Origin of the sequence: Nocardia sp. NBC_00508 (genome assembly GCF_036346875.1) — a bacterium.
Classification (GTDB): Bacteria; Actinomycetota; Actinomycetes; order Mycobacteriales; family Mycobacteriaceae; genus Nocardia.
On sequence record NZ_CP107852.1, the window covers coordinates 7,518,128 to 7,543,192 of the forward strand.

29 protein-coding genes are annotated in these 25,065 nt (G+C 67.1%); 13 read left to right on the plus strand and 16 right to left on the minus strand.

Annotated features, from left to right (window positions below; translation table 11 throughout):
• The first annotated feature begins 112 nt into the window (after window positions 1-112).
• A complete protein-coding gene (locus OHA40_RS33760) occupies window positions 113-1,327 on the plus strand; it encodes a transcriptional regulator (RefSeq protein WP_330230852.1) in 1,215 nt (404 codons plus the stop codon).
• 164 nt (window positions 1,328-1,491) lie between these two features.
• The gene (locus tag OHA40_RS33765) at window positions 1,492-1,890 is read left to right on the plus strand and encodes a DUF779 domain-containing protein (protein WP_330230853.1); all 399 of its coding nucleotides are present in this window, start codon (window positions 1,492-1,494) and stop codon (window positions 1,888-1,890) included.
• Between the two features lie 63 nt (window positions 1,891-1,953).
• Here the strand turns inward: OHA40_RS33765 and OHA40_RS33770 are convergent, their stop codons facing one another.
• Window positions 1,954-3,507 (minus strand): succinic semialdehyde dehydrogenase, encoded by a 1,554-nt coding sequence (locus OHA40_RS33770; protein ID WP_330230854.1) that lies wholly within the window; start codon window positions 3,505-3,507, stop codon window positions 1,954-1,956.
• Between the two features lie 277 nt (window positions 3,508-3,784).
• On the opposite strand from OHA40_RS33770, the gene OHA40_RS33775 reads away from it, so the two are divergent.
• The 4 genes from OHA40_RS33775 to OHA40_RS33790 are packed head-to-tail and all read left to right on the plus strand — an operon-like array spanning window position 3,785 to window position 7,500.
• On the plus strand, window positions 3,785-6,121 hold the full coding sequence (locus tag OHA40_RS33775; RefSeq protein WP_330230855.1) for a sensor histidine kinase: 2,337 nt from the start codon (window positions 3,785-3,787) through the stop codon (window positions 6,119-6,121).
• A 2-nt stretch (window positions 6,122-6,123) separates the two neighbouring features.
• Window positions 6,124-6,549, plus strand: coding sequence for a roadblock/LC7 domain-containing protein (locus tag OHA40_RS33780; protein ID WP_330230856.1), 426 nt, complete (start codon window positions 6,124-6,126; stop codon window positions 6,547-6,549).
• Window positions 6,546-6,920 carry a DUF742 domain-containing protein gene (locus OHA40_RS33785; RefSeq protein WP_330230857.1) on the plus strand — a complete coding sequence of 125 codons (375 nt, stop codon included), beginning with the start codon at window positions 6,546-6,548 and terminating at the stop codon, window positions 6,918-6,920. Before OHA40_RS33780 ends, OHA40_RS33785 begins: the two co-directional genes overlap by 4 nt.
• On the plus strand, window positions 6,901-7,500 hold the full coding sequence (locus OHA40_RS33790; protein ID WP_330230858.1) for a GTP-binding protein: 600 nt from the start codon (window positions 6,901-6,903) through the stop codon (window positions 7,498-7,500). The genes OHA40_RS33785 and OHA40_RS33790 overlap by 20 nt, the downstream gene beginning before the upstream one ends.
• A gap of 140 nt (window positions 7,501-7,640) precedes the next feature.
• Here the strand turns inward: OHA40_RS33790 and OHA40_RS33795 are convergent, their stop codons facing one another.
• From OHA40_RS33795 to OHA40_RS33805, 3 genes are read right to left on the minus strand one after another with little or no spacing between them, the layout of a single operon-like run.
• Window positions 7,641-8,138 (minus strand): hypothetical protein, encoded by a 498-nt coding sequence (locus OHA40_RS33795; RefSeq protein WP_330230859.1) that lies wholly within the window; start codon window positions 8,136-8,138, stop codon window positions 7,641-7,643.
• Between the two features lie 32 nt (window positions 8,139-8,170).
• On the minus strand, window positions 8,171-8,584 hold the full coding sequence (locus OHA40_RS33800) for an NUDIX hydrolase (protein WP_330230860.1): 414 nt from the start codon (window positions 8,582-8,584) through the stop codon (window positions 8,171-8,173).
• A gap of 47 nt (window positions 8,585-8,631) precedes the next feature.
• Window positions 8,632-9,105, minus strand: a complete 474-nt coding sequence (locus OHA40_RS33805; RefSeq protein WP_330230861.1) for a winged helix-turn-helix transcriptional regulator — start codon at window positions 9,103-9,105, stop codon at window positions 8,632-8,634.
• Between OHA40_RS33805 and OHA40_RS33810 the strand changes: the two genes are divergently transcribed.
• Window positions 9,061-9,396 carry a hypothetical protein gene (locus OHA40_RS33810; protein WP_330234470.1) on the plus strand — a complete coding sequence of 112 codons (336 nt, stop codon included), beginning with the start codon at window positions 9,061-9,063 and terminating at the stop codon, window positions 9,394-9,396. The genes OHA40_RS33805 and OHA40_RS33810 overlap by 45 nt on opposite strands.
• A 13-nt stretch (window positions 9,397-9,409) precedes the next feature.
• Window positions 9,410-10,840 (plus strand): MFS transporter, encoded by a 1,431-nt coding sequence (locus OHA40_RS33815; RefSeq protein ID WP_330230862.1) that lies wholly within the window; start codon window positions 9,410-9,412, stop codon window positions 10,838-10,840.
• A 112-nt stretch (window positions 10,841-10,952) separates the two neighbouring features.
• On the opposite strand, the gene OHA40_RS33820 is transcribed toward OHA40_RS33815, so the two are convergent.
• Window positions 10,953-11,753 (minus strand): helix-turn-helix transcriptional regulator, encoded by an 801-nt coding sequence (locus OHA40_RS33820; RefSeq protein ID WP_330230863.1) that lies wholly within the window; start codon window positions 11,751-11,753, stop codon window positions 10,953-10,955.
• Between the two features lie 133 nt (window positions 11,754-11,886).
• On the opposite strand from OHA40_RS33820, the gene OHA40_RS33825 reads away from it, so the two are divergent.
• From OHA40_RS33825 to OHA40_RS33835, 3 genes are all read left to right on the plus strand, one after another.
• Complete coding sequence (locus tag OHA40_RS33825; protein ID WP_330230864.1) at window positions 11,887-12,495, plus strand: hypothetical protein; 609 nt, start codon at window positions 11,887-11,889, stop codon at window positions 12,493-12,495.
• Between the two features lie 49 nt (window positions 12,496-12,544).
• Window positions 12,545-13,456, plus strand: coding sequence for a tetratricopeptide repeat protein (locus OHA40_RS33830; protein WP_330230865.1), 912 nt, complete (start codon window positions 12,545-12,547; stop codon window positions 13,454-13,456).
• A 333-nt stretch (window positions 13,457-13,789) separates the two neighbouring features.
• The gene (locus tag OHA40_RS33835; RefSeq protein WP_330230866.1) at window positions 13,790-14,407 is read left to right on the plus strand and encodes a hypothetical protein; all 618 of its coding nucleotides are present in this window, start codon (window positions 13,790-13,792) and stop codon (window positions 14,405-14,407) included.
• Here OHA40_RS33835 and OHA40_RS33840 read toward each other — a convergent pair.
• The 8 genes from OHA40_RS33840 to OHA40_RS33875 all read right to left on the minus strand — a co-directional run bounded on the left by OHA40_RS33840 (window position 14,402) and on the right by OHA40_RS33875 (window position 21,103).
• Window positions 14,402-14,869 (minus strand): ester cyclase, encoded by a 468-nt coding sequence (locus tag OHA40_RS33840; protein WP_330230867.1) that lies wholly within the window; start codon window positions 14,867-14,869, stop codon window positions 14,402-14,404. The two genes, OHA40_RS33835 and OHA40_RS33840, sit on opposite strands and share 6 nt — an antisense overlap.
• A 584-nt stretch (window positions 14,870-15,453) precedes the next feature.
• A complete protein-coding gene (gene frdD / locus OHA40_RS33845; RefSeq protein WP_330230868.1) occupies window positions 15,454-15,807 on the minus strand; it encodes a fumarate reductase subunit FrdD in 354 nt (117 codons plus the stop codon).
• Window positions 15,804-16,196, minus strand: coding sequence for a fumarate reductase subunit C (locus tag OHA40_RS33850; RefSeq protein ID WP_330230869.1), 393 nt, complete (start codon window positions 16,194-16,196; stop codon window positions 15,804-15,806). Before OHA40_RS33850 ends, frdD begins: the two co-directional genes overlap by 4 nt.
• Complete coding sequence (locus OHA40_RS33855; protein ID WP_330230870.1) at window positions 16,193-16,936, minus strand: succinate dehydrogenase/fumarate reductase iron-sulfur subunit; 744 nt, start codon at window positions 16,934-16,936, stop codon at window positions 16,193-16,195. Before OHA40_RS33855 ends, OHA40_RS33850 begins: the two co-directional genes overlap by 4 nt.
• A gap of 5 nt (window positions 16,937-16,941) precedes the next feature.
• Window positions 16,942-18,687: a fumarate reductase (quinol) flavoprotein subunit gene (gene frdA / locus OHA40_RS33860; RefSeq protein WP_330230871.1), complete on the minus strand. Its 1,746-nt coding sequence runs from the start codon at window positions 18,685-18,687 to the stop codon at window positions 16,942-16,944.
• A gap of 21 nt (window positions 18,688-18,708) precedes the next feature.
• Complete coding sequence (locus OHA40_RS33865) at window positions 18,709-18,942, minus strand: hypothetical protein (RefSeq protein WP_330230872.1); 234 nt, start codon at window positions 18,940-18,942, stop codon at window positions 18,709-18,711.
• 377 nt (window positions 18,943-19,319) lie between these two features.
• Window positions 19,320-20,144, minus strand: a complete 825-nt coding sequence (locus tag OHA40_RS33870) for an ABC transporter permease (protein ID WP_330230873.1) — start codon at window positions 20,142-20,144, stop codon at window positions 19,320-19,322.
• On the minus strand, window positions 20,141-21,103 hold the full coding sequence (locus tag OHA40_RS33875) for an ATP-binding cassette domain-containing protein (protein WP_330230874.1): 963 nt from the start codon (window positions 21,101-21,103) through the stop codon (window positions 20,141-20,143). Before OHA40_RS33875 ends, OHA40_RS33870 begins: the two co-directional genes overlap by 4 nt.
• Before the next feature lie 96 nt (window positions 21,104-21,199).
• Between OHA40_RS33875 and OHA40_RS33880 the strand changes: the two genes are divergently transcribed.
• Window positions 21,200-21,979, plus strand: coding sequence for a TetR/AcrR family transcriptional regulator (locus tag OHA40_RS33880; protein ID WP_330230875.1), 780 nt, complete (start codon window positions 21,200-21,202; stop codon window positions 21,977-21,979).
• A gap of 115 nt (window positions 21,980-22,094) precedes the next feature.
• Here OHA40_RS33880 and OHA40_RS33885 read toward each other — a convergent pair whose 3' ends face one another.
• Window positions 22,095-22,526, minus strand: coding sequence for a hypothetical protein (locus tag OHA40_RS33885; protein WP_330230876.1), 432 nt, complete (start codon window positions 22,524-22,526; stop codon window positions 22,095-22,097).
• Window positions 22,527-22,882: 356 nt separating this feature from the next.
• On the minus strand, window positions 22,883-23,176 hold the full coding sequence (locus tag OHA40_RS33890) for a hypothetical protein (protein WP_330230877.1): 294 nt from the start codon (window positions 23,174-23,176) through the stop codon (window positions 22,883-22,885).
• A 343-nt stretch (window positions 23,177-23,519) separates the two neighbouring features.
• On the opposite strand from OHA40_RS33890, the gene OHA40_RS33895 reads away from it, so the two are divergent.
• The gene (locus OHA40_RS33895; RefSeq protein ID WP_330230878.1) at window positions 23,520-24,218 is read left to right on the plus strand and encodes a pentapeptide repeat-containing protein; all 699 of its coding nucleotides are present in this window, start codon (window positions 23,520-23,522) and stop codon (window positions 24,216-24,218) included.
• A gap of 87 nt (window positions 24,219-24,305) precedes the next feature.
• Here OHA40_RS33895 and OHA40_RS33900 read toward each other — a convergent pair whose 3' ends face one another.
• Window positions 24,306-24,911 (minus strand): restriction endonuclease, encoded by a 606-nt coding sequence (locus OHA40_RS33900; RefSeq protein ID WP_330230879.1) that lies wholly within the window; start codon window positions 24,909-24,911, stop codon window positions 24,306-24,308.
• Window positions 24,912-25,065 lie beyond the last annotated feature (154 nt).

Sequence of the window (25,065 nt, forward strand, 5' to 3'; positions counted from 1 at the left end):
GACCTGCCGCGACCGGCCGGTAAGTTCGAAACAGCTCGCGCGCTGTAGCGGGCGTCCGCCAGAATGAGAGAGCGAATATGAGCTCACACTCACACGACGATGGGTTTTCCACGTGGCGCAGTTCCGCACCCTTACACAGCAGCGGACCGAACTGGAGAAAGAATGGGAGCGCTGGGCGACGGCTCCGAAAACCCCACCCGCAACCCGAACCACCGTGCTGCGCAACGACGTGGCGCAATCCTGGCGGCGCTCGCTGGGCACCATCGATCCCGGTCGCACCGTGGCGCCGGGAGTGGACGACGTCGGAGACCGGTGGGCCACGTCGCCGCTGCGCGGACCGGTGACCACGCTGGCAGGCGATCTGCGCGCCATCACCGAGGACTCCGGCTACCTGGCCGTGGTCACCGACGCCGCGGGCACCGTTCTGTGGTCCTGCGGTGACCGCGCGCTGCGCAGGCAAGCCGAGCAGGTGAACTTCGCTCCGGGTGGCTGCTGGGACGAAAGCCACATGGGCACCAACGGTGTGGCGCTCTCGCTGCACAACGCCCGCGCGGCCTCGGTGTTCTCCGCCGAGCATCTGGTCGCCGCACTGCACGGCTGGGTGTGCTACTGCGCACCGATCCACGGGCCCGACGGCAGAGTGGTCGGAGCGCTGGATCTGTCCAGTTCCTGGGACCGCTCGCACCCTGCGGTGCTCGCCTCGGTCCGGGCGCTGGCCACCGCGGCGGAGACGATGCTGCGCACCGCCGAGCCCGCGCCGACATCGGGAGTGCGCCTGGAATGCCTCGGCACCGCGCGACTGTCGCGCGACGGCAGACCGCTGCGGCTGCCGCCCCGGCAGTTGGAGATCCTCGCGCTGCTGACACTCCAGCCGGAGGGCTTCACCCCCGAGCAGCTGCACGCCGCCATCTACGGCGACCGCTCGGTATCCACCAGCACCCTGAAGGCCGACGTCTCGCATCTGCGCCGCGCCACGGGCGGCGAAATCAGCAATCGCCGATACGTTTTGACCGGACCGGTGGCCTGTGACGCGGTCGACCTGCTCGCCGCCATCGCGGCGGGCGACACTGCCTCGGCGGTCTGGCTGTACCGCGGTCCGCTGCTGCCCGGGTCGGACACGCCCGGCGTGCTGGAGTGGCGCGACTACCTCGACGTGGGCGTGCGGACCGCCGTGCTCGCCAGCGACCGTGCCGAGCACGCGGTGGCGTTCGGCGAACGCGCGCCGCGCGATATCGAAGTGCACGAGCACGCGTTGGGGCTGCTGCCGCGCAACGACGTCCGCCGCGCGGTGGTCGCCGCCCGGCTGCACACCGCTTTGCACGACTAGCTTTTCGCACCAACCTCGCACCAACCTCGGCCGACCATAGTGGGCCCGATCCGAGAGATCTGCGAGGAATCATGACCTACACCAGAGCAGGGGCGAGCTCCCGGCATCGTCGGCTATCCGACCCACTACGACCACGCCATCGACGTGTGGCGGACGGAGCGGCGATGGCGCCGCGCACTCGCAGGGTGGAGATCACCGACCGTGCCAGGATCGTGTTGCGTCGCATGATCGAACAGCACGGCGCGGTGCTGTTCCATCAGTCCGGCGTGGATCGTGACGGGAGCGCGCCGAGGTGCCTGCCCATCCGCGAGGCCCGGATCGGCGGCGCGGACGTGCTGTTGGGCACCCTGCCGTGGCACACCGAATTCTGGGTCGGCGCCGAGCAATACGAACGCTGGAAGCACGCCCACCTGACCCTGGACGTGCTCGACGGGCGCGGCTGCTCTGCGGAAACGCCCGAGGACACGCGCTTCGTCATCAAGTCCCGGCTGCTCACCGACGAGGAAGCAGCAGCGCTGGCGGACGGCGGTCCGCCGCGCACCGGAGCCGACCGGTTGGCTTGAGCTGCGTCAGCGAGCCGGTAGGGCGTCCGCCCGGGTGGGCACGACCACCCGGGCGGACGCGCGTCAACGACCGGGCAGGAAGCGCAGGCTGCGGGCGACGGTCATCAGGAACGCCTGCCACTTGCCGTTCGGGAACAGCTTCGGCGCATCGAGATTCAGAAACCGGGTGACGACGATGGACTGCGGTTCGGTGAACTTCAGCAGGCCGTCGGGGCCGTGGCGACGCCCGACGCCGGAGATGCCCATGCCGCCCATCGGGGCAGCTGTGGTGCCCCAGGCGGGTGCATAGCCTTCGTCCACGCATACGGTGCCCGCGTGCAACCGCGCCGCGATGCGTTCGCCTTCGGACTTGCTCGCCGCCCAGACCGAGGCATTGAGACCGTAGTCGGTATCGTTGGCCAGCCGGACGGCCTCCTCGACACTGTCGACAGGGTAGATCGACACCAGCGGGCCGAAGGTTTCGTCGCGGCCGCACTCCATCTCGTCGGTCACCTCCGCCAGCACCGTTGGTTCGAAGAACAGTGGCCCCAGGTCCGGGCGCGCGTTGCCGCCGGTCAGCACCTTCGCGCCCTTGCCGGTGGCGTCGGCGACATGCTTGGCCACCGTCTCCAGCTGCGCTTCGGAGATGAGGCTGCCGATATCGGTCGAATAGTCATAGGCCGCACCGAGCTTCGCGGCGTTCACCGCCGCGACGAATTTCTCGGTGAACGCCGCCGCGACGTCCCGCTCGACGTAGAGCCGCTCGATGGAGATGCACAGCTGTCCGGCGTTGGAGAAGCAGGCGCGCACGGCGGCCTTGGCGGCCTTGTCCAGGTCGGCGCCGTTGGCGACGATCATCGGGTTCTTGCCGCCGAGTTCGGCGGAGAAGCCGATCAGCCTCCGGCCGCACTGCTCAGCCAGGTGGCGGCCGGTCTGCGAGGACCCGGTGAACATCAGGTAGTCGCACGCGTCGACGATCGCTGTGCCGACCACGGCGCCCGGTCCGGGCACGACCGCGAGCAGCTCCCGCGGCAGACCCGCCCGGTAGAGCAGTTCGGCGCCGGCCAGCGTGGAGAACGGGGTCTGGCTGTCTGGTTTCACCACCACGGCGTTGCCCGCGATGAGTGCCGGAATGGAATCGCCGATCGAGAGCAGCAGTGGGTAGTTCCACGGCGCGATGACACCGACAACACCCTTGGGGTGGGACCGAACGGACGCCCGATTGAGCACCGGAAAGGCGCCCGGGACCTGGTGGGTGCTCAGCAAGCGGGGTGCGACCTTGGCGAAGTAGCGGGCCGCGAACATCAGGCCCATGATTTCTTCCTGGGCCGCCCAGCGCGCTTTGCCCGTCTCGGCCTGCACCACGTCCATCAGGAACTCGCGGTGCTCCACCACCAGCGCCCGATAGCGCTCCAGCACCGCGGCGCGTTCGGCCACCGGCCGCGCCGCCCAGCGCGCCTGCGCCGCACGGGCCCTGTCGAACGCGGCCGCGACGTCGGCCGCGGTGCCCACGGGCACGCTGCCAAGCGCGTTTCCGGTGAACGTCTCGACGATCGTCTTGTGCTGTCGGTCCGTGGGCGCCTCGATCGCGGCCAGCGCGCTCAGTCTTGCGAATACGTCGGCTTCCGGCGCGGGCATCGTCGCCTCCTACTTGTGAGTAACTCCCGGATACACACAATCTACGCCGCGCATCGCTCGTCATGAACCCGCCGCGAGCGCGACGGGCGCCGTGTCGACCGTCGTGGCAGCGGGGATGCGCACCCGCATACCACTCCGTGTGTTCCAGTTATGCGCCGAGGCAATCACTTTCGTCGGGCAAGCCGATCACCCACAATGGCCTGGTCCCAGTCAAATCGAGTCCCGCTCACTGGGACAGAAGGCCCTGAAGACCGGGTTCGTGCATTACGTTGTGCGGATGTTCAGAGCGAGGCTCGGGGTCCGGACCCGGATTCTGGCGATCGCGCTCATCCCGAGCCTGACTCTGCTTGTCGTCGGCGTGGGCGCTGCGAGCTACCTGGTGGCGGAGGGCACGAAAGCGAAGGACTGGGCCGCGGAGAACCAGAAGGCCATTCCCTCGACCAGGGAATTGATGGAAGCGGTTCAGCAGGAACGCCACCTCACGCTCGCGCAGCTGTCCGGTGACGGCACCGTCGCGCCCGCCCTCGGCGCCGCGCGGATGCGCTTGGACGCGGCCCTGCGTGGCCTCGTCGCGGCGTCGGAGGGTATCCGCGACGTGGACGACTCGAAGCTCGGCGACAACGTCGCCAATTTCACCACCCTTACGCAGCACATGACGGCGGTGCGTTCCGGCGTGGACGCGGCCGCGCTGCCGCCCGCGGACGGCTACCTCTTCTTCAACCGGCTGCTCGACGTGATCTCGGTAGGCACCAAAGTCGCCGAGCAGACCGCGCCGGACGCCGAGATCGCCGTCCGCATCGCCACCGGCATGCGGCTGTTCAACGCCACCGAGGCGATGGCGCGCAGCGACGCGCTCGGCGCGATATACGGCGACGGCGCCCATCCCCCGTCCATCCCCGTCGAGGAGTACGTCCGGCAGATCGGCTTCTACCACACCGAGATCGCCGCGCTCAGCGCCGAACTCGAGGGCGCGGAGCAGCAGCACCTGCAGACCCTCACCGCGGGGACGGCGTGGCAGCAGCTGACCGCGATGGAGAACGCGATCGCCCAGCGCGCCATGGCGCCCGTCCCGGCCGCCGCTCCGACCGGCTCGAGCACGTCCGGCAACGGCACGCGCGCCGCTGCCCCGCCCCCGTTGCCGTTGAGCACGCAGGAATGGCACAGTGCCGCCGCCGAAGTCAGCCGCGGCCTGATCGATGCCTGGACCGCGCACAACCGGGCCTCGCAGAAACTCGCCGAGGACAAGGCCGCCGCCGCGGCAACCAGGTCGGCCGTCGCGGGCGGCGGCGTGCTCGTGGTCAGCGGGCTGGCGTTTCTCGTCGCTGTGGTCATCGCCAACCGAGTCATTCGCCGATTGAAGCGGCTACGCGGCGAGACGCTCGCGCTGGCCGACGAGCGGCTGCCGGACATGATGCGCAAGCTGCGCGATGGCGAAACCGTCGATGCCGCGGCCGAATCCCCGGACCTGGACTACGGCCAGGATGAGATCGGCCAGGTCGCCAAGGCGTTCCAGCACGCGCACTCCGCGGCCGTCGCCGCCGCGGTGGCCGAAGCCCGCACCCGGGAAGGCGTGAAGGCGGTGTTCCTGAATATCGCGCACCGCAGCCAGATCGTGGTGCACCGGCAGCTGGAGATCCTCGACGAGGCCGAGCAGCGGCAGGAAGACCCGATCCTGCTCGACACCCTCTTCCGCCTCGACCACCTCGCCACGCGCGAGCGGCGCAACGCCGAGAACCTCACCATTCTCGGTGGCGGCAAGCCGGGCAGGCAGTGGCGCAACCCGGTTCCGCTGATCGACCTGGTGCGCAGCGCGGTCGGCGAGACGCTGGACTACGCGCGGGTCCGGTTGGGCCGGCTGCCCGATATCCAGGTGCTCGGCTCCGTGGTCGCCGACCTCATCCACCTGCTCGCCGAGCTGGCGGACAACGCCACGTCGTTCTCCCCGCCGCAGTCGCGGGTCGAAGTGACCGGCAACGTGGTCGGCAAGGGCGCGATGGTCGAGATCACCGACCAGGGCATGGGGATGTCCGAGGCCGAGGTGACCAAGACGAACGAGATGCTGCGCAACCCACCGGACTTCGGCCTGGCCGCCTTGTCGGCCGACTCCCGGCTCGGGTTGTTCGTCGTCGCCCAGCTGGCCGCGCGCCACGGCATCACGGTGCGGCTGTCGGATTCCGACTACGGTGGGATCAAAGCGATCGTCATCATTCCGTCCGCGCTCATCACCGGCGAGCCGGACACGCCGCAGACACCGGCGGAGCTCACCGATCCGAGCAGGCGCCACAGCGTCAACGGCACACCCGCGGGTGCGGGCGACTACGCGCCGACCGGCATACCCTCGGTCGCGACGCCTGCCATCGAGCCGGCCGCGCCCCCGCGCTACGCGCCGCGGCCGTTCACCGAGGCGCGGCCGGGCCCGGACGGCCGCCCCGCGCTGCCCCGGCGGAACCGACAGACCAATCTCGCACCGCAACTGGCGCAACCCGTCCAGGAGCAAGCCGCGTCCACGCAACCCGTACGCTCTGCCGAACAGGCCCGTGATCTGATGTCGGCCATCGAGAACGGGACGCGGCAGGGCCGCCGCGCCGTCATTTCGGACGAACAGGAAGGCTAGGGGTGTCCGTTTCTCCCGCAGGTGATCTCAATTGGCTGCTCGATGATCTCGTCGACCGGCTGGCGGGCGTGCGCCACGCGGTGGTGCTGTCCACTGACGGCCTACTACTCGGCCGCTCCAGCGGAATGAGCCGCGAGGACGCCGAACACTTCGGCGCGATGTCGTCGGCGCTCTACGGTCTGGCGCGCAGTGCGGGCAACCGATTCGACGGCGGCGGCGTCCGGCAGGCGGTCATCGAACTCGACCGCGCGGTGCTGTTCGTCACCTCCGCGGGCGACAATGCCTGTCTGGCACTGCAGGCCGCCGAGTCGGCGAATCTCGGCATGGTCGCCTACGAGATGAACCTGACCGTTCAGCGCGTCGGCAACTACCTGTCCACCACCCCGCGGCAGGATCTCGTCGGACAGGTCGAGCCCAACCTGCCATGATCCACCCGCGTGAGCCCTGGTTCGACGAGGCGGCAGGCCCGCTGGTGCGTCCCTACGCGCTCACCCGGGGACGCACCACGGGCGCCGGACCCGAACTGGATATGCTCACGTCCGTGGTCGTCGACCACTCCGCGCCCGCACTCCGGCGTTTCGAACCGGAATATTCGGATATTCTTCGGCTGTGCCGGATTTCACAGACCGTGGCCGAAGTATCCGCCCAGTTGCGGTTGCCGCTTGCGGTGACCAAGATCCTCGTCGGTGATCTGATCGGCGATGGGCAATTGATTTTCCGTGCCCCTGTCCCGACAGAGGCCGGACCCGATGACCTCAACATATTGCGAGCGGTACTGGATGGAATCCGTAAAATTTGACCCGAGCGGCGTGCCGCAGTTGGCCGCGTCGGTCAAGATCCTCGTCGCCGGCGGGTTCGGCGTAGGCAAGACCACGATGGTGTCGGCGATCAGCGAATGCGCGCCACTGCGCACCGAAGAGCTGATCACCGAGATGAGCACCGGCATCGACGACCTCTCCGGCGTCGAGCAGAAGACCACCACCACGGTCGCGCTGGACTTCGGCAGGCTCACCATCGACCGCAACCTGGTGCTCTACCTGTTCGGCACGCCCGGCCAGGACAGGTTCTGGTTCCTGTGGGACGAACTGGCGCGCGGCGCGCTCGGCGCGGTGGTGCTCGCGGACACGCGGAGGCTGGGAAATTCCTTTGCCGCCGTGGACTTCTTCGAGCGGCGCGGGCTGCCCTTCATGGTCGGGGTGAACTGTTTCGACGGCTCACCGCGCTACACGATCGACGAAGTGCGCGACGCACTCGACCTCGACACGGTCACCCCGGTGATGCTGTGCGACGCCCGTGACCGCGGCTCGTGTAAGACCGTGCTCCTGACCCTCGTCGAGCATCTGATCCAGCGGGCGCAGCGCGCACAGGTCACCACCTGAGAGGTCTCCCGACGGCAGCGCTGTCGGGTCACCCGACCGCGCGACGGTACCGGCGGCGCAGGATGGACGGAAAGTCTTGCAGGCCCTGATCTGCCTGCTGAAAGGACAATCCGTCGGTCGGCCGTCCGTCTGCTGAACGCTCACACTCGGCGCAGCCAGGCGACGAACAGCAGCGCGCCGCCCGCGGCCAACGCTACGGCGATCGGAGCGGGCCACCACAGCCCGTTCCGGCCGAGCAGGCCGCGGGTCAGGCGCACCTGGAACGCGCCGAGCCCGGCCAGGACCAGCAGCCAGACCGGCAGCAGGCCGACGCCGAGAACGGCGTGCACTGCCCACGCGCCCGCCAATGTCGGCCCGCCCCAGGACCCTTCGAGATTGTCGCGCGCGATCAGGGGATAACAGATCCCCCGGATCGCGGCGATCACCGCGAGAAATGCCAGGAACCAGGCCAGCAGGCCGACGACGCCACTGAGCAGCGAGTGCAGCACCGATCGGGCTACCGAGAACATGTGCGGAAGAACCGATTCGCCCAGCATTCGCCGCGGCACCCGCAATCGGGTCGGAACCCGCCGTACCGCCAGCGGCAACGCCCACAGCGCATATGCGGCATACCGAAGGAATGCCCGAAGCCACAACATAGTGCCGACGGTAGCGCTGTTCGGCCCGCGATTCAGCGCAGCAGACCGGCGTGCACCAGATCGTCGAATAGCAGCTGGTCGACCAGCGGAACGAGGACACGGTCGGCGTAGCGAAACCACGCGACTTCTTCGATCTCGCTGCTTGCGGACAGCGTCCCGCGGTAGTCGGCGGTGTAGCAACTCATCCGCACCACTGCGGCGCTCGCAGGACCGTGCGCCGCTTCGTAGGTGCCGACGTGCGCGACGGTCTCGGGCAGCAGCGCGACGGCGAGCTCCTCTTCGATCTCGCGCACCAGCGTCTGGATATCGGTCTCGCCGCCCTCGCGTTTGCCGCCGGGGATATAGAAGACGTCCTTGCCGCGCGGTCTGGCGCACAGGATCCGTCCGTCCTCGATCCGCACCCACGCCACCGTGTCGATCAGCTGCCGCACTCGCCCGTCCGCCACCGCCGCAGCCTAACGCCGCATGGCGTACCGCGCCGCGCGGGCCCTGATCAGCCGGACGGGAGGAGGAATGGGTCCTTGGCGCCCGGCCCGAGCACCGGCCGCAGATCGCGGGCTCCGACGCGTTCTCCGCACGCGGAGCACACCGGCTCGATGGTCGCCACGTGTCCGCAACCTGTGTGCAGCGACTGTACCGGCGGGCCGTCCGGTGCCGCCCATTCGTCGCCCCATTGGCGCATCGCCGTGACAACCAGCCACAGCGAACGTCCCTTCGGGGTCAGACGGTAGTCGTAGCGGACCGGGTTGTCCTGGTAGGGCTCTCGGCTGAGCACGCCGTGGTCCACCAGATGCTCGAGCCGCTGGGTCAGCACATTGCGCGCGATGCCGAGGCGGGCGCGGAAGTCGTCGAAGCGCGTCACGCCGAACAGCGCGTCGCGCACGATCAGCAACGTCCACCACTCCCCGACCACCTCGAGACACTGGGCCAGCGAGCAGTTCATGTCCGTGAAGCTCGTCCTGCGCATACCCGTCAGCATAGTCAGTTGCTTCATAGAACTCACTACTCTATGGTGCGTTTCATGATGCAACTCACCCCATGGACGCTCGTGTTCCCCACGCTGGGCGCGCCTGTCGCGGTCCCCACCGTGGCGCAGTCGATGTACCTGCACGGCGACCCCGCTGGGCGCCGGCCCGTGCTGGTGCGGGCCACGAACGCCTCGACCGGCGGCGGTTGGTCGGTGGACGACATCGCGATCCGGAACCGGGGCGGGCAGCTACTCGCCTCGGCCCGGCAGACCCGCCGCGTACTCGGCTGAAACGGAGCGGATCGTGAATTCCCCTGCCACGGAGGCGAATCGGCCCGCCGCCGACTTCCGGGTCGTGCTCGCTATCGTCTCGGTCGGCGTGCTGCTGTCGAGCCTGGACTTGTTCATCGTCAACGTCGCTCTGCCGGATATGGCCGCCGACTTCGCCGGAGCGAAGCTCTCCGGACTGTCCTGGGTGCTCAACGCCTATGCGATCGTGTTCGCCGCGCTGCTGGTCCCGGCGGGGCGACTCGGTGATCGCAGCAGCATCCGCACCACCTTTCTCCTCGGACTCGCGGTGTTCGTCATCGGATCGGCGCTCTGCACGACTGCGTGGGACGTCGGGTCGCTGGTGGTGTTCCGCGTGATCCAGGCCGTAGGCGGCGCCCTGCTGACCCCTGCCTCACTCGGCCTGGTGCTGGCGGCGAGCCCTCCGCAGCGGCGCGCCGCCGCGGTGCGGCTGTGGGTCGCGTTCGGCGGGCTCGGCGCGGCGCTCGGGCCGGTGCTGGGCGGAATCCTCGTTGAATTCGGCTGGCGCTGGGTCTTTTTGGTGAACGTGCCGATCGGGCTGGTCGCCGTGGTCGTCGGGCTGCGAATGCTGCCCGATCCGCCGGGCGACGGCGGCAGACTGCCCGATCTGCTCGGTGCCGCCCTACTGGTCGGCACGATCGCCACGTTCGTGCTCGCACTGGTCAAGGGCCAGGACTGGGGCTGGTCGGCGACCGGCGTGCTGGCCGCCTTCGCCGCAGCGGCGATTCTGGCGATCGCATTCGTCGTCTCCTCGGCCCGCCACCACAGCCCGGTGGTCGACCCGGCGCTGCTACGCGCCCCCAATTTCGCGCTGATGACCGGCAACGCGGTGTTCTTCAATGTCGCGTTCGGCGCGATGCTGCTCTCGGCAGTGCTCTGGGCACAGAACGTGTGGGATTGGTCGGCATTGCGCACCGGCCTGGCCATCGCGCCGGGCCCGCTGATGGTACCGGTGGTGGCGATTCTGGCGGGGCGCCTCATCGGCAGAATCGGCGCAGGGCCGGTCATCGCGGCGGGCGGGATCGTCTTCGCCGCTGGCATGCTGTGGTGGGCGCAGGCAATCACCTTGCAACCCGACTACGTGGGTGGCCTGCTCGGTGGCATGGTGGTCAGCGGCATCGGTGTCGGGCTGACGCTGCCGACCGCATTCGCCGCGGGGACCAGCGGATTGCCACCCCACCGATTCGCCACCGGGTCCGCGGTGCTGAGCATGGCGCGACAGATCGGCCTTGCCGTCGGAGTGGCGGTCCTCGTCGCGGTGCTGGGCTCGCCTGTGGGCCCGGCAGCGACGCTCGACGCCTTCCGGCGCGGCTGGTACGCGACAGCAGCGGTCGCCGCGCTCGCGGGCCTGGTCGGCATGGCCGCGCGGATGCCAGGATCGGCTGCCGCGCAACCGGATCCGGTCACCGAACCGGCCGCGACCTGATCTGCTGCCAAGGGGTTTCGGGGCTGGTCGGCCCGATATGCGCTGACGATACTGACCGCACCAGTCCGACCATAGGTAGGTGCCCATAGCGCCTCCCAGGAACGCACAGGGTTCAGCGAGGAGAGTTGCGGGGCAGCTCAACTCCTCGGAGTGGCTCCGGCGGGAGCGCGAGGCCGAGGTGCTGCGCCTTCCGTATCGCTGCGACGCGATCGTGGACGCCGAGCTTGCGGTAGAGGTTTTCCTTGTGCTTGGTCACCGTGCCTTCCTTTATCCCCAGTCGGGTGCCGATGGCGTGGGCGGTCAGCCCCTTGGAGAGAAGCGTCAGTACTGCGATTTCGCGGGGGGTTATTGTGTATTCGGACGGATCGGCGGGTATCGGTCGGGCGAATGCTGCTGATTCGTGGGCTTCGACGGTGTTGAGCAGTGATCGGGCCAGCTGGGCGTATTCGAGGTCGCGGTCGGTGAAGCCCTGACGGGTGCGGCTCATGATGACGCCGCGAATCCGTCCCGGACGGGAGTCCAGTGGCAGCGCCAGCTGGCGGTCGATTCCGATCGCCTCCTTGCCTGCGCAATAGGCCTCGCTCTTCCACCAGCGGTCGTCGGCGACCTCGTCCATCGTCAGCGGTGTCGAGTCGCGGGTCCGCGCGTAGTGGCGCAGCAGCGGATGAGATCGCATGTGCGAGTGGATCAGTGCGTCGAGCGGGGCCTCGTGCAGCCAATCGGGTGATCCGGTGAGGGCGTGGCCGGTGCCGGCCGCCCAGTCCAGGTCGATGAGAACCGCCAAGTCGCACGGGAGGTCGGCGGTCAGCCTCTCCATGAGTAGTGGCCAGACCCGTACCGGTTCCTTCTCGGTGATGATCTCCATCGCAAGATCGTGAATGCGCTTGGCGTCTCCCCCAGGCAAAGCCGTCATTACCACATTGTCTATGGCCGCTTCCCGGAGAGCAGCCCGATTGAGGACTGGTATACGAAGTTCTTCGTATACCGGGGCGCGGCACGGAAATCTATCGTTCGGGGCAGGTCACAGCTTCGGAGGAGACATGTCGATGAATGACGGAAATCCGGCGCCCATCGGTCTTTCGCGGCGCAGCGTGCTGCGAAGGGCGGTGTGGAGTGGCGCGGCGGTCACCGCGGGTCTGTCGCTCGGCGACGTTCCGGCGCGTGCCGAGGTTACCGCGTTCCCCTGGTGCGACCGGTGCCAGAGCCTGTGGTTCAACGGCGGCGGCGACAACGGACACTGCCCCGTCACCCATCTGTGGGACCACAGCCACTACCAGCACGGCAGTGTCTACAAACTGCGCAAGTCCACCGAGCCCGGCAACGGCCAGATCGGCTGGCACTGGTGCAGGTACTGCAAAGCCGCCTTCTACTACGGCGACGGCGAGGTCGGCAGAGGCGTCTGTCCGAACAACCCCACGCCCCTCGCCCTACACAGCGAGGGAGACAGGGAGATCGCTCCAGGCGGGGCCTCCTGGGTCTCCTTCCGCATGGAAACCGACGTCGCCAACAACGGGCCCGGCGCCCAGGCGGGCTGGCGGTCTTGCTTCAAGTGCAATGTCATGTTCTTCGCCGACAACGGTCTGGCCGCCACCCACTGTCCCGCCGGCGGCGAGCACGACCCCACGCGGAGTTTCCACTACCTCATGCGCGACTGACCCGCTCCAGGTCAAGCATGGATTCACGATCAGCAAACGGGGAGATGTCGTGGCGGATAGCAGATATGAGCAAGCGAAGACGTTGCGCGGGGAAGGGCGTCTGGCCGAAGCAAGTGCCGTACTGACCTCCCTCCTGGCCGAGCGGCCCGGCGATGTCGGTGCTTTGTATGCCTTGGCCGTGTGCCAGCTCGACCTGGGTGAGCGAGCTCGAGCACGCGAGACGTTGCGCCGGGTCATTGCCGCCCATCCGGGGCACTACGGAGCCGAATACCAGCTCGGCAGGCTTCTGCAGGATCAGGGAGATCTCGCGGGCGCGGCGGCACGGTATCGGAATGTGTTGGCAGTGAACGACTATGCCGACACAGAGGCGCGGTTGCGGCAGTGTGAACGCGCCGGCGCAGTGCCGCCGGTGCGGAAGATGATCGAGCAGTCCTACGTCGCCGAACGCGGCAACCCGGGAATGACCTTGCGCCTGCGCGCGCGGCATATCCTGCCCTTCGGTTCGGTTGCGACGTTGTTGTCGATGGTCTTCTTCGCGCGTCCGTTCTTCGCTTTCGTCGACCCCGAAGCGACTTATCCGCTGGCGCAGTTGCTGATGCTGGCTGCCTTGCTGCTACTGATGAACATTGCGCTGTCGCCGATCACTGTCTACATCCGGACGCGGGCGTACACCACGCAGCTGTACGACTACGGAATGGACGTCAGTACCGGGGTGTTTCGGCGCTCCAGGCAGTTCGTGTGGTACTACCAGATCACCGAACCACCGACCTATGTGCGCGACGCGCGCGAGTATCTCACGCACACCGCCTCGCTGCTGATCAGCTACAACAACACGGCAACGACCACGGTGCGGATGAAGTTGCGCGGGATCGGATCTCCGCGCGAGGTCGAGCAGATGCGGTCCTATCTGCAGTCACGCATCCCCGCCGAGCGTCTGCCGATCCGCGGTCCCTGGACCTGATCACAGGTCACGCTGGGCCAACAGCTCGAGGAGGTGCGCAGGAAGTCGGAACTGTTCCCCGCCGTCTTTCGTTCCGCTATCCGCCGTAGCGTCGGATGAAGTCCTTAGCGGGGTCGACGTTGGGCACCGTATAGCTCGCGGACGTGGGCTCGACCGCCGTTTCCGCAATCCACTGGGCTGGTTCCGGCGGCAAGCGCCGCCAGCGGGCACGTGGGTCTGCCGCTGTATCCGGATCCTGCTCGGCCACGGTCTTCTCCCCTTATCCCTGGTCTTCGATGATACGTCCTCGGCATGGGAGCAACCGGCCGAGGCGCGGCACGGAGAATTGGGACGATGGAGGAACACATGCCGCCGTCCACACCGCGCCGCCGGTGGGGCTGCCTGTTGCCGCTGACCGTCGCGATTCTCGTCGTCGCGGGATTCGCCGGATACCTGAAACTTCAAGCCTGGTCGGAGAGATCCCACCCACCCGCCGCAGCCCCGGCGGACCTGTGCGCGGCGATCGGACCCACCTTGTTCGAGCAGCTGGTGCCCGATGGAGTCCGGCAGACCGAGTCGATCTACTCGTCGGGATCAGATGCCGCCTGCGACTACTCCACCGCAGACAACCGTCCCATCGGTTCCGACATGTACGGCTTCCTGCACGTACGGCTTCTCCGCTACGGCCAGGTCGGCTGGGATTCAGGCGCCGACCGAGCCTCGGCCGCACTCGCCCACTCCTGCAAAGGCACCGCTGTAGCCGGGCAGTTCCACGGTGCGAGTGGCCTCGGGAACGAGGCTTGCACCGTCTACAGCGAGGAGGGCCAGGGCGGTACCGCGCACGGTTCAGCAGTGGTCCGCCGCGGCGCAGACCTGTTCTGGGTCGACTATTACCGGCACCCCGGGACCGCCCAGCAAGCGCGGCAGGCGGTCACCGAGGTGGCGCTGGCCTCTCTGGCGGGTGTGTCATAGTTGTGGCGCAGACGGGACGCCGGTCGCTCGGACCGGGACGACGCCGAGCTGCTGCATGAGCGCGAAACCGTCGACGACCCCGGAAATCTCGGTGATCCGACCGTTGGCGAAGCGGAAGATGAAGATCTCGTTGTAGGTGACGGACTTGCCGGTTGGGGCCACACCCATGAACTCGCCCTCGTGGGTCCCGGTGACCACCGACCGGCCGACAACCGTGTCCCCGGCCGCGATCAAATCCTGAACCGCGACGTGGACATCGGGAAAGACCCGCAGGAGCATCGCCCAGACCTGCTTGACCGCATGCGCCCCCGTTGCCGCAACCGGCAGCGGTATGCGCAGCAGCACCTCGGGCTCGACAATCTCATCGATCGTCTGCGAGATCACCTCCGGATCCCCAGTGTTCATGGCGTCGTGAAAACGCGTGAAGATTGCTTTGTTGCTCGCTTCCTGCGCAGACGACATTCGCTCCTCCTCATGTTCGTGACCGGGTCATCTGTCAGACGAACCACGGGCGAGAAATGTGACGGGCACGGTATGCGTTACCAGACGTATCCCAAACCTCAGGAGTCCGTTGTGCTGCAACACCACAGAATCTTCGCCTCGAGTCGCGGCGGTCGCCCTGCCTGTAAAGAATGCTGGCGAGCACGAAAGTAATTGTCCGCCTTGGGATAACAAGCCATATGGTGCGGACGGGGATGACTGGAGAGAAGTAGCTGTGGTACTGCTGTGGGTGGTAATCGTGGCCATCGTCGTGCTTCTGCTCGGCGGTGCGGCCGCAGCGATGGTGTGGGATCCGAACTCCCGCCGTTGAGTCCGGGCAACACACGATCGGGCCGCGATGTCGAATATGCGATCCCAGCACGGCAATTGGCCCCGCCAGTCTCGAGGCGTCACGCGGCACTGCACCGCACGGTTGGCCATCGAACTCGACGATCTCCTGGCTCGCGTGTTCGGGAACAAAAGCGGGCAATCCGAACGAATCTGCCCAGCGATCAGTGCGATCAGATGCTCGATCATCGGCACCCCCGGATCAGCAGTCTCCTGAGCTAGACGGAGAGCAGGAAATACGCGGCAGCTCCCGAGCCGATGACGGCCCCGCCGTAGCAGGCCAGAATGATCAACCCGCTGAACTGCTCGAGCCGCAAGCCGTCGTACAGCATGTACCGGAAGCGGTGTGCCCAATGGAATAGAGCCAGCACACAGAGCCCGAAAAGGACCAGCCGGGTGACCGGATGGCGCAACACCGAGAGCAGGTATGCGTGGTCCGGCGCGGAAAGCCAGCCCAGCGGGAAGGCGAGGCCGAACAGGAACAGCAGCACCGGTACGAGCAGCGCGGCGGCCATCCCGCCGATGCTGAACAGCAGCCACACCAACGGTTCCAGGGACTTCCTGTTCGTCATCGCAGCACCACCAACATCACGATCGCCGTCAGTAGACCCCACAGCAGGTAGTGCAGTCCAACAATCGCGGCCGGTGCGACGCGCCGGCTCCGCACCCGCACCACCATCGCCTTGGGCGCGAGGTGGAACCAGGTGACCGTGTGCAGAAGCACGAACAGCAGGGCGATCATGTTCAACGCGAGCATCCCCGGGCCCGCGCTCCAGTTCAGAAACCGCCGGTACTCCTCGCTTCCTGAACTGACCGCGTTGACCAGAAGCAGGAGGTAGACCACGAACCAGGCGATGAACACGCTGCTGAGTTCGCGCAGGACGAAAATCAGGTATGAGCGGCGTCGCACCCACCAGAACGTGGAGATCGGCTTTCGGTACAAACGGGGTGTCGTGGTCATCGCGCCCGCCAAGGCATGAGCAAATCTCGGAGCGATTGCGTGGCCTCGGTGAGCTTGTAGCGTTGGATCGCGCCGGCCGGGTCGACTCCTTTGGGGCACGCGGTGGTGCACTCGCCGACAAAGGTACAAGACCATACTCCCTCGGCCGACGCGAGAACGTCCCGCCGATCTTCGGCTCCCTCATCGCGCGAGTCGAGGTTGTAGCGTTGGGCCAGCGCGATCGCCGCCGGACCGAGGAACTCGGGATCGAGCGCATAGACGGGACAGGCCGAGTAGCAGAGCATGCAGTTGATACACATGCTGTACTTCTTGTAGTCGTCCATTTCGGACGGTGTCTGCAGGTACTCGCCGTCCTCGAGTGGCCGGTGTTCCTCCCTGATCAACCATGGCTCGACCTCGGTCAGCTTGTGCATGAAGTCGCTGATCTCTATGACGAGATCCCGGATCACCGGGAAGTTGCGCAACGGCTCGACCCGCACCGGCCCCGGCGCGTAGTCGGTCAGGAAGGTGGCGCAGCTCAGGCTTGGCTCGCCGTTGACGGTCATGCCGCAGCTACCGCAGATGCCCATCCGGCAGGACCACCGGTAGGAGACCGTTCCGTCGAGGTAGTCCTTGATGTAGTTCAGGCCGTCGAGCACCGTCGATTCCTTGCGCAGCGGAACCTCGTAGGACTGCAGTACCGGTTCGTCCTCTCGATCCGGTCGGTAACGCGCGACCTGCAAGGTTATCCGGTCTACCATCGCCATCACCTCCCGTATACGCGCTCGCCGGGTGGCCAGCGAGTAATCGTGACCGGGAGGTACGAGACGCGGCCCGAGCCGTCCGGCTCTCGATGGATCACTGAATGAGCCAGGAATCGCTGGTCGTTCCTGGCGGGGAAATCGGTCCGTTGGTGCGCGCCCCGGGATTCCTCCCGCGCCAGCGCGCAGGCGATGATGCATTCCGCCACATCGAGCATGCACGACAGCTCCAGCATCGCCACCAGTTCGGTGTTGAACGCCCGGCTGTGGTCATCGAGGCAAGCGGTGCCGAACCGATCGCGAAGCTCGCGCAACGTGTCGACCGCCTCGGCCAGGGAGTGACCGTCCCGGTAGATCCCGGCACTGGTCTCCAGCGTCTCCTGCATCTCGGTGCGGATGTGCGCGATGCGTTCGGATCCCTCGGAGTGTCGCGTGAGGTCACGTTCCAGCCGATCCCGTTCGGCGCGGCCGCGCGCCAGGATCGCCGGCATCTGGTCGGCGGTGGCCGTGCTCGCGTACTCGGCCGCGGCACGACCGGCTCGCGCACCGAAGACCAGCAGCTCGGGCAGGGAGTTCGACCCGAGTCGGTTGGCGCCGTTGATACTGACGCAGGCGACCTCTCCGGCGGCGTACAGCCCCTCCAGTGGTGTCGCGCCATGGATGTCGGTATGAATGCCGCCCATCATGTAGTGGACGACGGGGCGAACCGGGATCAGCTCCCGGACCGGGTCGATGTTCTGGTACTTCGAGCACAGCTCGCGCACGAACGGTAGCTTCGTGTCGATCAGATCCGCACCGAGGTGGCGTATATCGAGGTGGACGACGGGTCCGTACGGTGTGCCGATGGTCCGGCCCTTGTCGAGTTCGTGCACGAATGCCTGCGACAGCCGGTCGCGTGGTCCCAGTTCCATGCTTCGCGACACCGGCACCGGAGAGGGCGTCCCGAGGTCGTAATCCTGCAAGTAGCGGTAACCGTCCTTGTTCAGCAGCCAGCCACCTTCCGCGCGCGCCGCCTCGGTGATCAAGATGCCGGTGAGCGGAAGGCCGGTCGGGTGGTACTGGACGAACTCCATGTCCTTGAGCGGCGCGCCTGCCCGGTAGGCCAATGCCATACCGTCGCCGGTCTTGATATTGGCGTTGGTGGTGAACGGATACACCCGGCCGCAGCCACCGGTGCACACGATGACAGCGCTGGCGAGAATGGTGTCGACGCGTCCGGTGGCCAGTTCTATCGCCACGATGCCGCACACCTTGCCGTCGTCGACGAGCAATGTTGTGGCGAACCACTCGTCGTACCTGACGATGTCCGGATAGGACAGTGCGGTCTGGAACAGGGTGTGCAGCAAGTGAAAACCGGTCTTGTCGGCTGCGAACCAGGTGCGGTTGTTCGTCATGCCGCCGAATGCCCGCACCGCGATGTGCCCGTCCGGCTGGCGGCTCCATGGGCAGCCCCAATGCTCCAGCCGGAGCAGCTCTCGGGGTGCTTCCTCGACGAAGGCCTCGACGGCGTCTTGGTCACAGAGCCAATCACTGCCGGAGACGGTGTCGTATGCGTGCTCTTCGATGCTGTCGTCGCGACCGGCGACTGCGGCGGCCCCACCCTCGGCCGAGACGGTGTGGCTGCGCATCGGATAGACCTTGGACACGATCGCGATACTCAACCGCGGGTTGTGTTCCGCGATGGCGATGGCCGCACGTAGGCCCGCGCCGCCCCCGCCGACGATCACGACATGGTGAAAAGGGGTCGTCATAGTGGCACCACCGGGCGTCTGTCAGGCCTCGTGGTCGGCGCTGTGCTCGTCCATCAGGACCTTGCCGTCATGACGGACGATTCTGATCCGAATGCTGCCGTCGTGGAATACGTGCCGAATCCGGCGGCAGCCACAGTCGTAACGCAGATCTTCGATGATCAAGCCCGCTTCGTCGTCTTCGCGGTGACGAGCCCCGCCCCTCAGCTTCCCGCATGGGGCGCGTTCCCTGCTGAACTGCTCGGTAGCGCTGAGCATATCCACCTCCCGGCGAACCGGTGGCACACCTCACTGAATGGTGTCGACACATAAGCGTACGCGCATTGCATCGAGGCCGCAGGAGGCGTTCTGTCACCCACCACAGCGTGATCAGCACCGCGCGCATGTTCGGATCGGCTCGGCAGCGATAACGCCAGCAGGGACGCTTCGGCGTGCTCGCGGTCGGAGCCCGCGAGCTTGGAGTCCTCGCACCGCGCACTCGCGGCCGATACGCGCTTCCAACTCGTCACCGCGCTCTGTCATAACGGCTGCCGGATGCGCTTGCTCACCGGCAGTACGTCGGCCCGGTGTACCCCCTGCTTTCGGCGCCCGGCTCGAAATGCCAGGCGCCGAAAGGGTTCACGCGCGATCGCGGATCAGCGGCTCAACCGCTGGAATCGCCGCACCGCCAGCGGTAGGAAGATCGCGGTGAGGATCAACGGCCACACCACCGCCATCAGCAGCGAGTGCTGCTCCACCCAGGAATCACCGCTGCCCACCGGGGTGCCGAACAACTCGCGAGTCGCCGCGACCGTGGACGAGATCGGGTTCCACGCGGCGATGGCGCCCAGCCAGTCCGGCATCAATTGCGGCGCAACGAAAATGCTCGAGATCATGGTGAGCGGGAAGGCGACCGCGAACAGTCCGCCCGCAGCCTCCGGGTTGGGCACGAGCAACCCGAGCCACACGCCCGCCCAGATCAGCGCGAAGCGCAGCAACAGCAGCAGCCCGAATGCCGAGACACCGCGCAGCACACCGCCCTCGGGGCGCCAGCCGATCGCCAAGGCGGTCAGCATCAGGATGGTCAGCTCGGCGCAGGCGACGATCAGATCGGTCACCCCGCGCCCGGACACCACCGCCGACGACGCCATCGGCATCGAGCGGAAGCGGTCGATGACACCGTTGGTGGCGTCGTAGACGACCACGGACGCGGTGTTGACGAACCCGAAGGCCATCGTCATCGCGAACATCCCCGGCATCAGGAAGCTGCGGTAGTCGCCGCCGCCCGGCACGCTCATGGCGCTGCCGAACACGTACCCGTACATCAGCACCGACAGAATCGGGAACCCGAGTTGCCAGGCGATGTTCACGGGCTGGCGCTGATAGTGGGTCAGACCGCGGCGCAGCATATTCCAGCAGTCGGCGACCGCCCAGTAAGCGCGCGACCGCGAGCGGCTCGGGGTGAGATCCAACGTACTCATCGGGCAGCCTCCTCGGTGGTGGTGCGATGTCCGGTCAACTGGAGGAAGACGTCGTCGAGGCTGGGCCTGCGCAGGCCGATGTCCTCCACGTCGATCCCTTCGTCCTGCAGAGTGCGTGCGACTTCCGTGAGCGCCGCGACGCGATCGGTGACCGGCGCCGACACGCGCAGTTCGACGTCGTCGGTGTCCGGCTCGCCGTCGCATACCCGCGCCACGACCTTGGCGACGGCGGGCAGGTCGGCGATGTCCGCGGCCACGACCTCGATACGGTCGCCGCCCACGGTGCTCTTCAACCCGTCCGGGGTGTCGTCGGCGATGGCGCGCCCGTGATCGATGACGGTGATCCGGGACGCGAGCTTGTCCGCCTCCTCGAGGTATTGGGTCGTCAGCAGCACCGTGGTGCCATCGGCGACCAAGGCGCGCACCGCTTCCCAGACCTCGCCGCGGCTGCGCGGGTCGAGACCGGTGGTCGGTTCGTCGAGGAACAGCACATCCGGTGCCAGGATCATCGAGGCGGCCAGGTCGAGCCTGCGGCGCATGCCGCCGCTGTACTTGCCGACCCCCCGATCCCCCGCCTCGGTCAGGTCGAAGCGCTCCAGCAGTTCGGTTGCCCGCTGCTTGGCACGCCGACCACCGAGATGGAACAGCCTGCCGAACATCTCCAAGTTCTGGCGCCCGGTGAGCACCTCGTCGACGGCCGCGTACTGGCCGGTCAGCCCGATGCGCGCCCGCACCTCATGCGGGTTGCGCGCGACGTCCAGCCCGGCCACGTCGGCGCGACCGCCGTCCAGCCGGATCAGCGTCGAGAGGATACGCACCGCGGTGGTCTTGCCCGCGCCGTTCGGGCCGAGCAACCCGTGCACCGTGCCGCGGCGCACGGTCAGATCGAATCCGTCCAGGGCCCGCTTGTCCCCGTATCTCTTTTCCAGTCCTTCGGCGAGGACCGCGAAATCGTTCACTACTTACCTTCCCATGACCTACCCAAAACTGGGTACAATGTACTCGGTTCAGGGTACAACGTACCCAGTTTCTTGCCAAGCGGATAAGCTGACCCCATGGCCAGCGCGGAGACCAGCGGCAGCGGCGACATCGCCCGCACCCTCGACCTGCTCTGGGGCTCGGGTCCCCAGCCGAGCCGAGGGCCGAAACCCGGTTTGACCCTGGACCGGATCGTCGACGCTGCGGTCGAAGTGGCCGACGCCGAGGGCCTGGCCGCGGTGACCATGCGCCGGGTCGCGACCGAGATCGGTACCGGCACCATGTCGCTGTACCGGTACCTGCCCGGCAAGGCCGAACTGCTGGATCTGATGCTCGACAAGGTGCAACGACCCGTCGACGGCGGGGTCGAAGCTGTCGGCGGTTGGCGGGCCGCGTTGGAAACCCTCGCCTACGAATCACTTGCGCAGTATCGGCGGCACCCCTGGCTGACGGATATCAACCAGTCGCGTCCAGTGCTCGGACCCGGGGCGATGGAAGGCCTGGAGAAGGTGCTGGGCGCGATCCGGCCGATGGGCTTGCCCGATCGCGAACTCGTCTCGGTGGTCATGATGATCTCCGGCCACGTGCTCGGCGTCGCCCGCACGCAGCTGTATCAGCAAGAGGCCGAACGCAAGTCGGGCATGACCGACGCGGAGTTCTGGCAGGCACAGGTCCCTGTGCTGGACCGGGCCATAGCCACTGGCCGCTATCCCATCATGGCCGCCCTCTCGGAGGACGCGTTCTCGACCGATTTCGACCACTTCGGCTTCGGTCTACAGCGGATCCTCGACGGGCTCGAACATTATGTTGCCCAGCGTGACGGGGGCGAGGAGCGAATCCGCCCGATCCAGCGCTAAGGAGTTACCGCAGATAGTCGCAGTGCGTCGGCGAGCTCTTCGAGCGGTTGCCGCGCTCCTGGATCGCCGCCACTCGAGCGCCGGACACCCCGCTGACCGCGCCCGCCACGCAAAGCTATGGGCAGTCCGCGCCAGGAACGACTTCGTAAAATCCTCCCAGGTCACCGTTCGGCGCGGCGCCATCTTTGCCAACATCGATGTGCCCGTTGGCCAAACGCTTACCGTACTTGTCCGAGTTCAGGCTGTAGCAGTTGATCTGTACCCGATATCCGCCCTCGGGTAGGTCGACTCTGCGGCGCATAGTCTGAGCAACCCTGTTATATATGTGCAACAGATCGACCGGATTTGCGGTCGAAGTCATCACATCAATCTCGTTGCCGATGATTCCGACGTTGTAGGACGGCGAGGCTGGGGTGGAGGCCGGCGCTGCGCTTGTGGCCGACAAAGACTCGGTGGGTGTGTAGTCGGTGCCGGAACATGCGGCGAGGACCGGAGCTGCGGCAGCGGCGACGAGCGCGGCATACCGAGCACGGGCAGGGGAAACCATGGTCCGATCATGCCACCCTGTATTCGGCCCGGCGGTGCCAGGAAACTCATGGGGCGGAAGTGCTATGGGTGGGGCCGTTCCGGGATTCTGGCGTTGATCCCATTCGGGTTGGGCGCCGGCTCGAAGGGATCCAGCTTCGACCCCCGCCACGGATAGGGCTTGCGCGCAGCAGGACACGACGACGAGGCAGCAGCCACGGTGCACCACCCGACGCCGTGCTTACGCTCGATCTCCCTGTTGCTCAGCCCCGCCCGGGAATCGGCGCGGACCGCCGAATACAACTCAACCTTGGATCATCTACCGGGCGCCACTCCCGGTCTCGTGTTGTTACCAGGCAACCAGCTCGCCGGGGTGTTCTACTCTTGCGGTGCGTCCGGGTCTGCGACCTCGATCACGGTCGGACGGGACTGGTAGTCGCGCCTGGGCACGAGGATCGGGGTGCAGCCACCGGACCTCACCGTCCGGTTCCACACCGCCCAACCAGGGTCCTCGGACGCACCGACGGTCCCGGCCTCGGCCGGGCGGTCCACCCCGCCGGACTCCGACACCCCGGTACGTTCGCGCACAGAGATCGACCGGCTCATCGCCCGCCGCGACATCGACACATGGTCGGTGCAGGTGACCTGGGCTTCCGGACCAGACTGTGCCAAGGCGCCGGGGTATCCAAGAACCGAACGATTCTCGACACCCGGTAACTGGTGCGGTTGGGCAATGAAGTTTGGACAGCAGTGGCCAAAGGCCAGCTCACGCCGTTGGAACAGGGTGAGTCCCGGATCCTCCTCGCGAGTCGGCCAAGCGAGTGCATGATCTTGACTACCGTAGTGGCAGGCGCTTTCGAAGGAGATGACGCATGAGCACGGGGGAACGCCATCGCGGCGCGGTCTAGTCGCAGGCCGAGGACGTTCGCTGAGGCCCCCCGCGTCCCGACCATCCCGAGCTGGTCGATTGCTGCATTGGTCGGGGTGGCCGAAAGTAGCGGCAATGGCTACGACAATGGCCACGCTCGGCGCGACGCTCACCGCCGCTGGTGCCCTGTGGTTCACCGCTCAGTCTCTGCGCGCGACGAACAGCCAGCATTCCCTATCGCAGCAAACAGCGGTGACCGACCGCTTTCGCCTGGCGGCAGAACAACTTGCCTCCGACAAGATCGATGTCCGCCTGTCGGGTATCTACCTGCTGGAGCGTCTCGCCAAAGACTCCCCCGCCGATCACCCGACCGTCTTTGCGATGCTTTCAGCGTTCCTGCGCACCCACACGAACGCGAGCGAATGCCGGATCCAGAGTCCACTCCAGCCGATACCCGCCGACATCCAGGCGGTGCTGACTGTCATCACACGTCGCGTCCTCGGTCCCGAACCCCTCGCCGACAAGCTGGACCTACGCCTGACCTGCCTGGCAGAGGGCGACTTCTCCGACGTGATGCTCTCCCACGCGGACTTCACCCGCGCGAACCTCACAATGGTTAACCTCACCCGCGCCTTCATCCCGTACGCGAATCTCACCGATGCCGACCTCACCGGTGCGAGCCTCATCAACACCGTCCTCGGTGCTGCGAACCTCACTGGCGCGAAACTCATCGGGGCCAATCTCACCGGCGCGGATCTCAGGGGCGCGGACCTCACCCGCACGGACCTCACCCGCATCACCTACGACCGCACCACACAGTGGCCAGACGGTTTCACGCCCCCGTAGCCAGCGCCCGCATCGCTGTTCGGTGTCGATAAGGCGATCGTTCTCAACAAACTGCTGACCGCAAGACGAGGCCACGGGATCTTGGGCTCAATCCCAGGGAGTCGGCCCGGTCTGTGATTCCCAGGCTGCGAGCGCTTTTGCTGGCATGAGCAGGATCCTGGCCTCGGCCGCATACGCGCGTGCTTGCGGGGTGAACGCGTGCGCGGTGGTCACCACGGCCGCCACGTCGGCGCCGTGGATGGTGTGCGCGGTTCCGCCGAAGCGCTGCACGTCTTGGCTGCCCACGCTGCGGCCGTTGCGGTATCGCTTGGCCTGCAGCACGATTCGGCGGCCGTCCGGTGCCTGCGCGATCACGTCGGCGCCCAGATCACCGGATCCGCCGACCACCCGGACATCGGTGCACCCGTCGCGGCGACACAACGCGGCCAGCGCCTCCTCGAACTCGGAAGGACTCAGCGAGTTCTGCCGTAGCGCCGACAGCGCCCGCGCGTCATCGCGAGCACGCACCTGGCGGCGATGCCGCGCCGCCAGCACGGCGGCGACGGCCAGCACACAGGCCCCGACAGAAGCGAGTGCCGCGGCTTGCCGTGCGGCGATGTCCGCGACCTTGGGTGCAACCACCAGCGTGGCAACGGTGGCCATGAACATCAACGCCGCCGCATCCGATCCGCGGCGACCACGTCGTTTTCCCATCCCGGTGCCCCCTCAGCAGCCCGCCCGGCTCTTCCTCGTCCTGGCGCAAGCGCCTGGCCCATCCTCCGATTGTCACGGCTACCGCCCCGATTCCACCCACTTTCGGACTTCGAGGCCGTGTCGGCCGGGGACCGGTCACTCGCAGCACCGAACC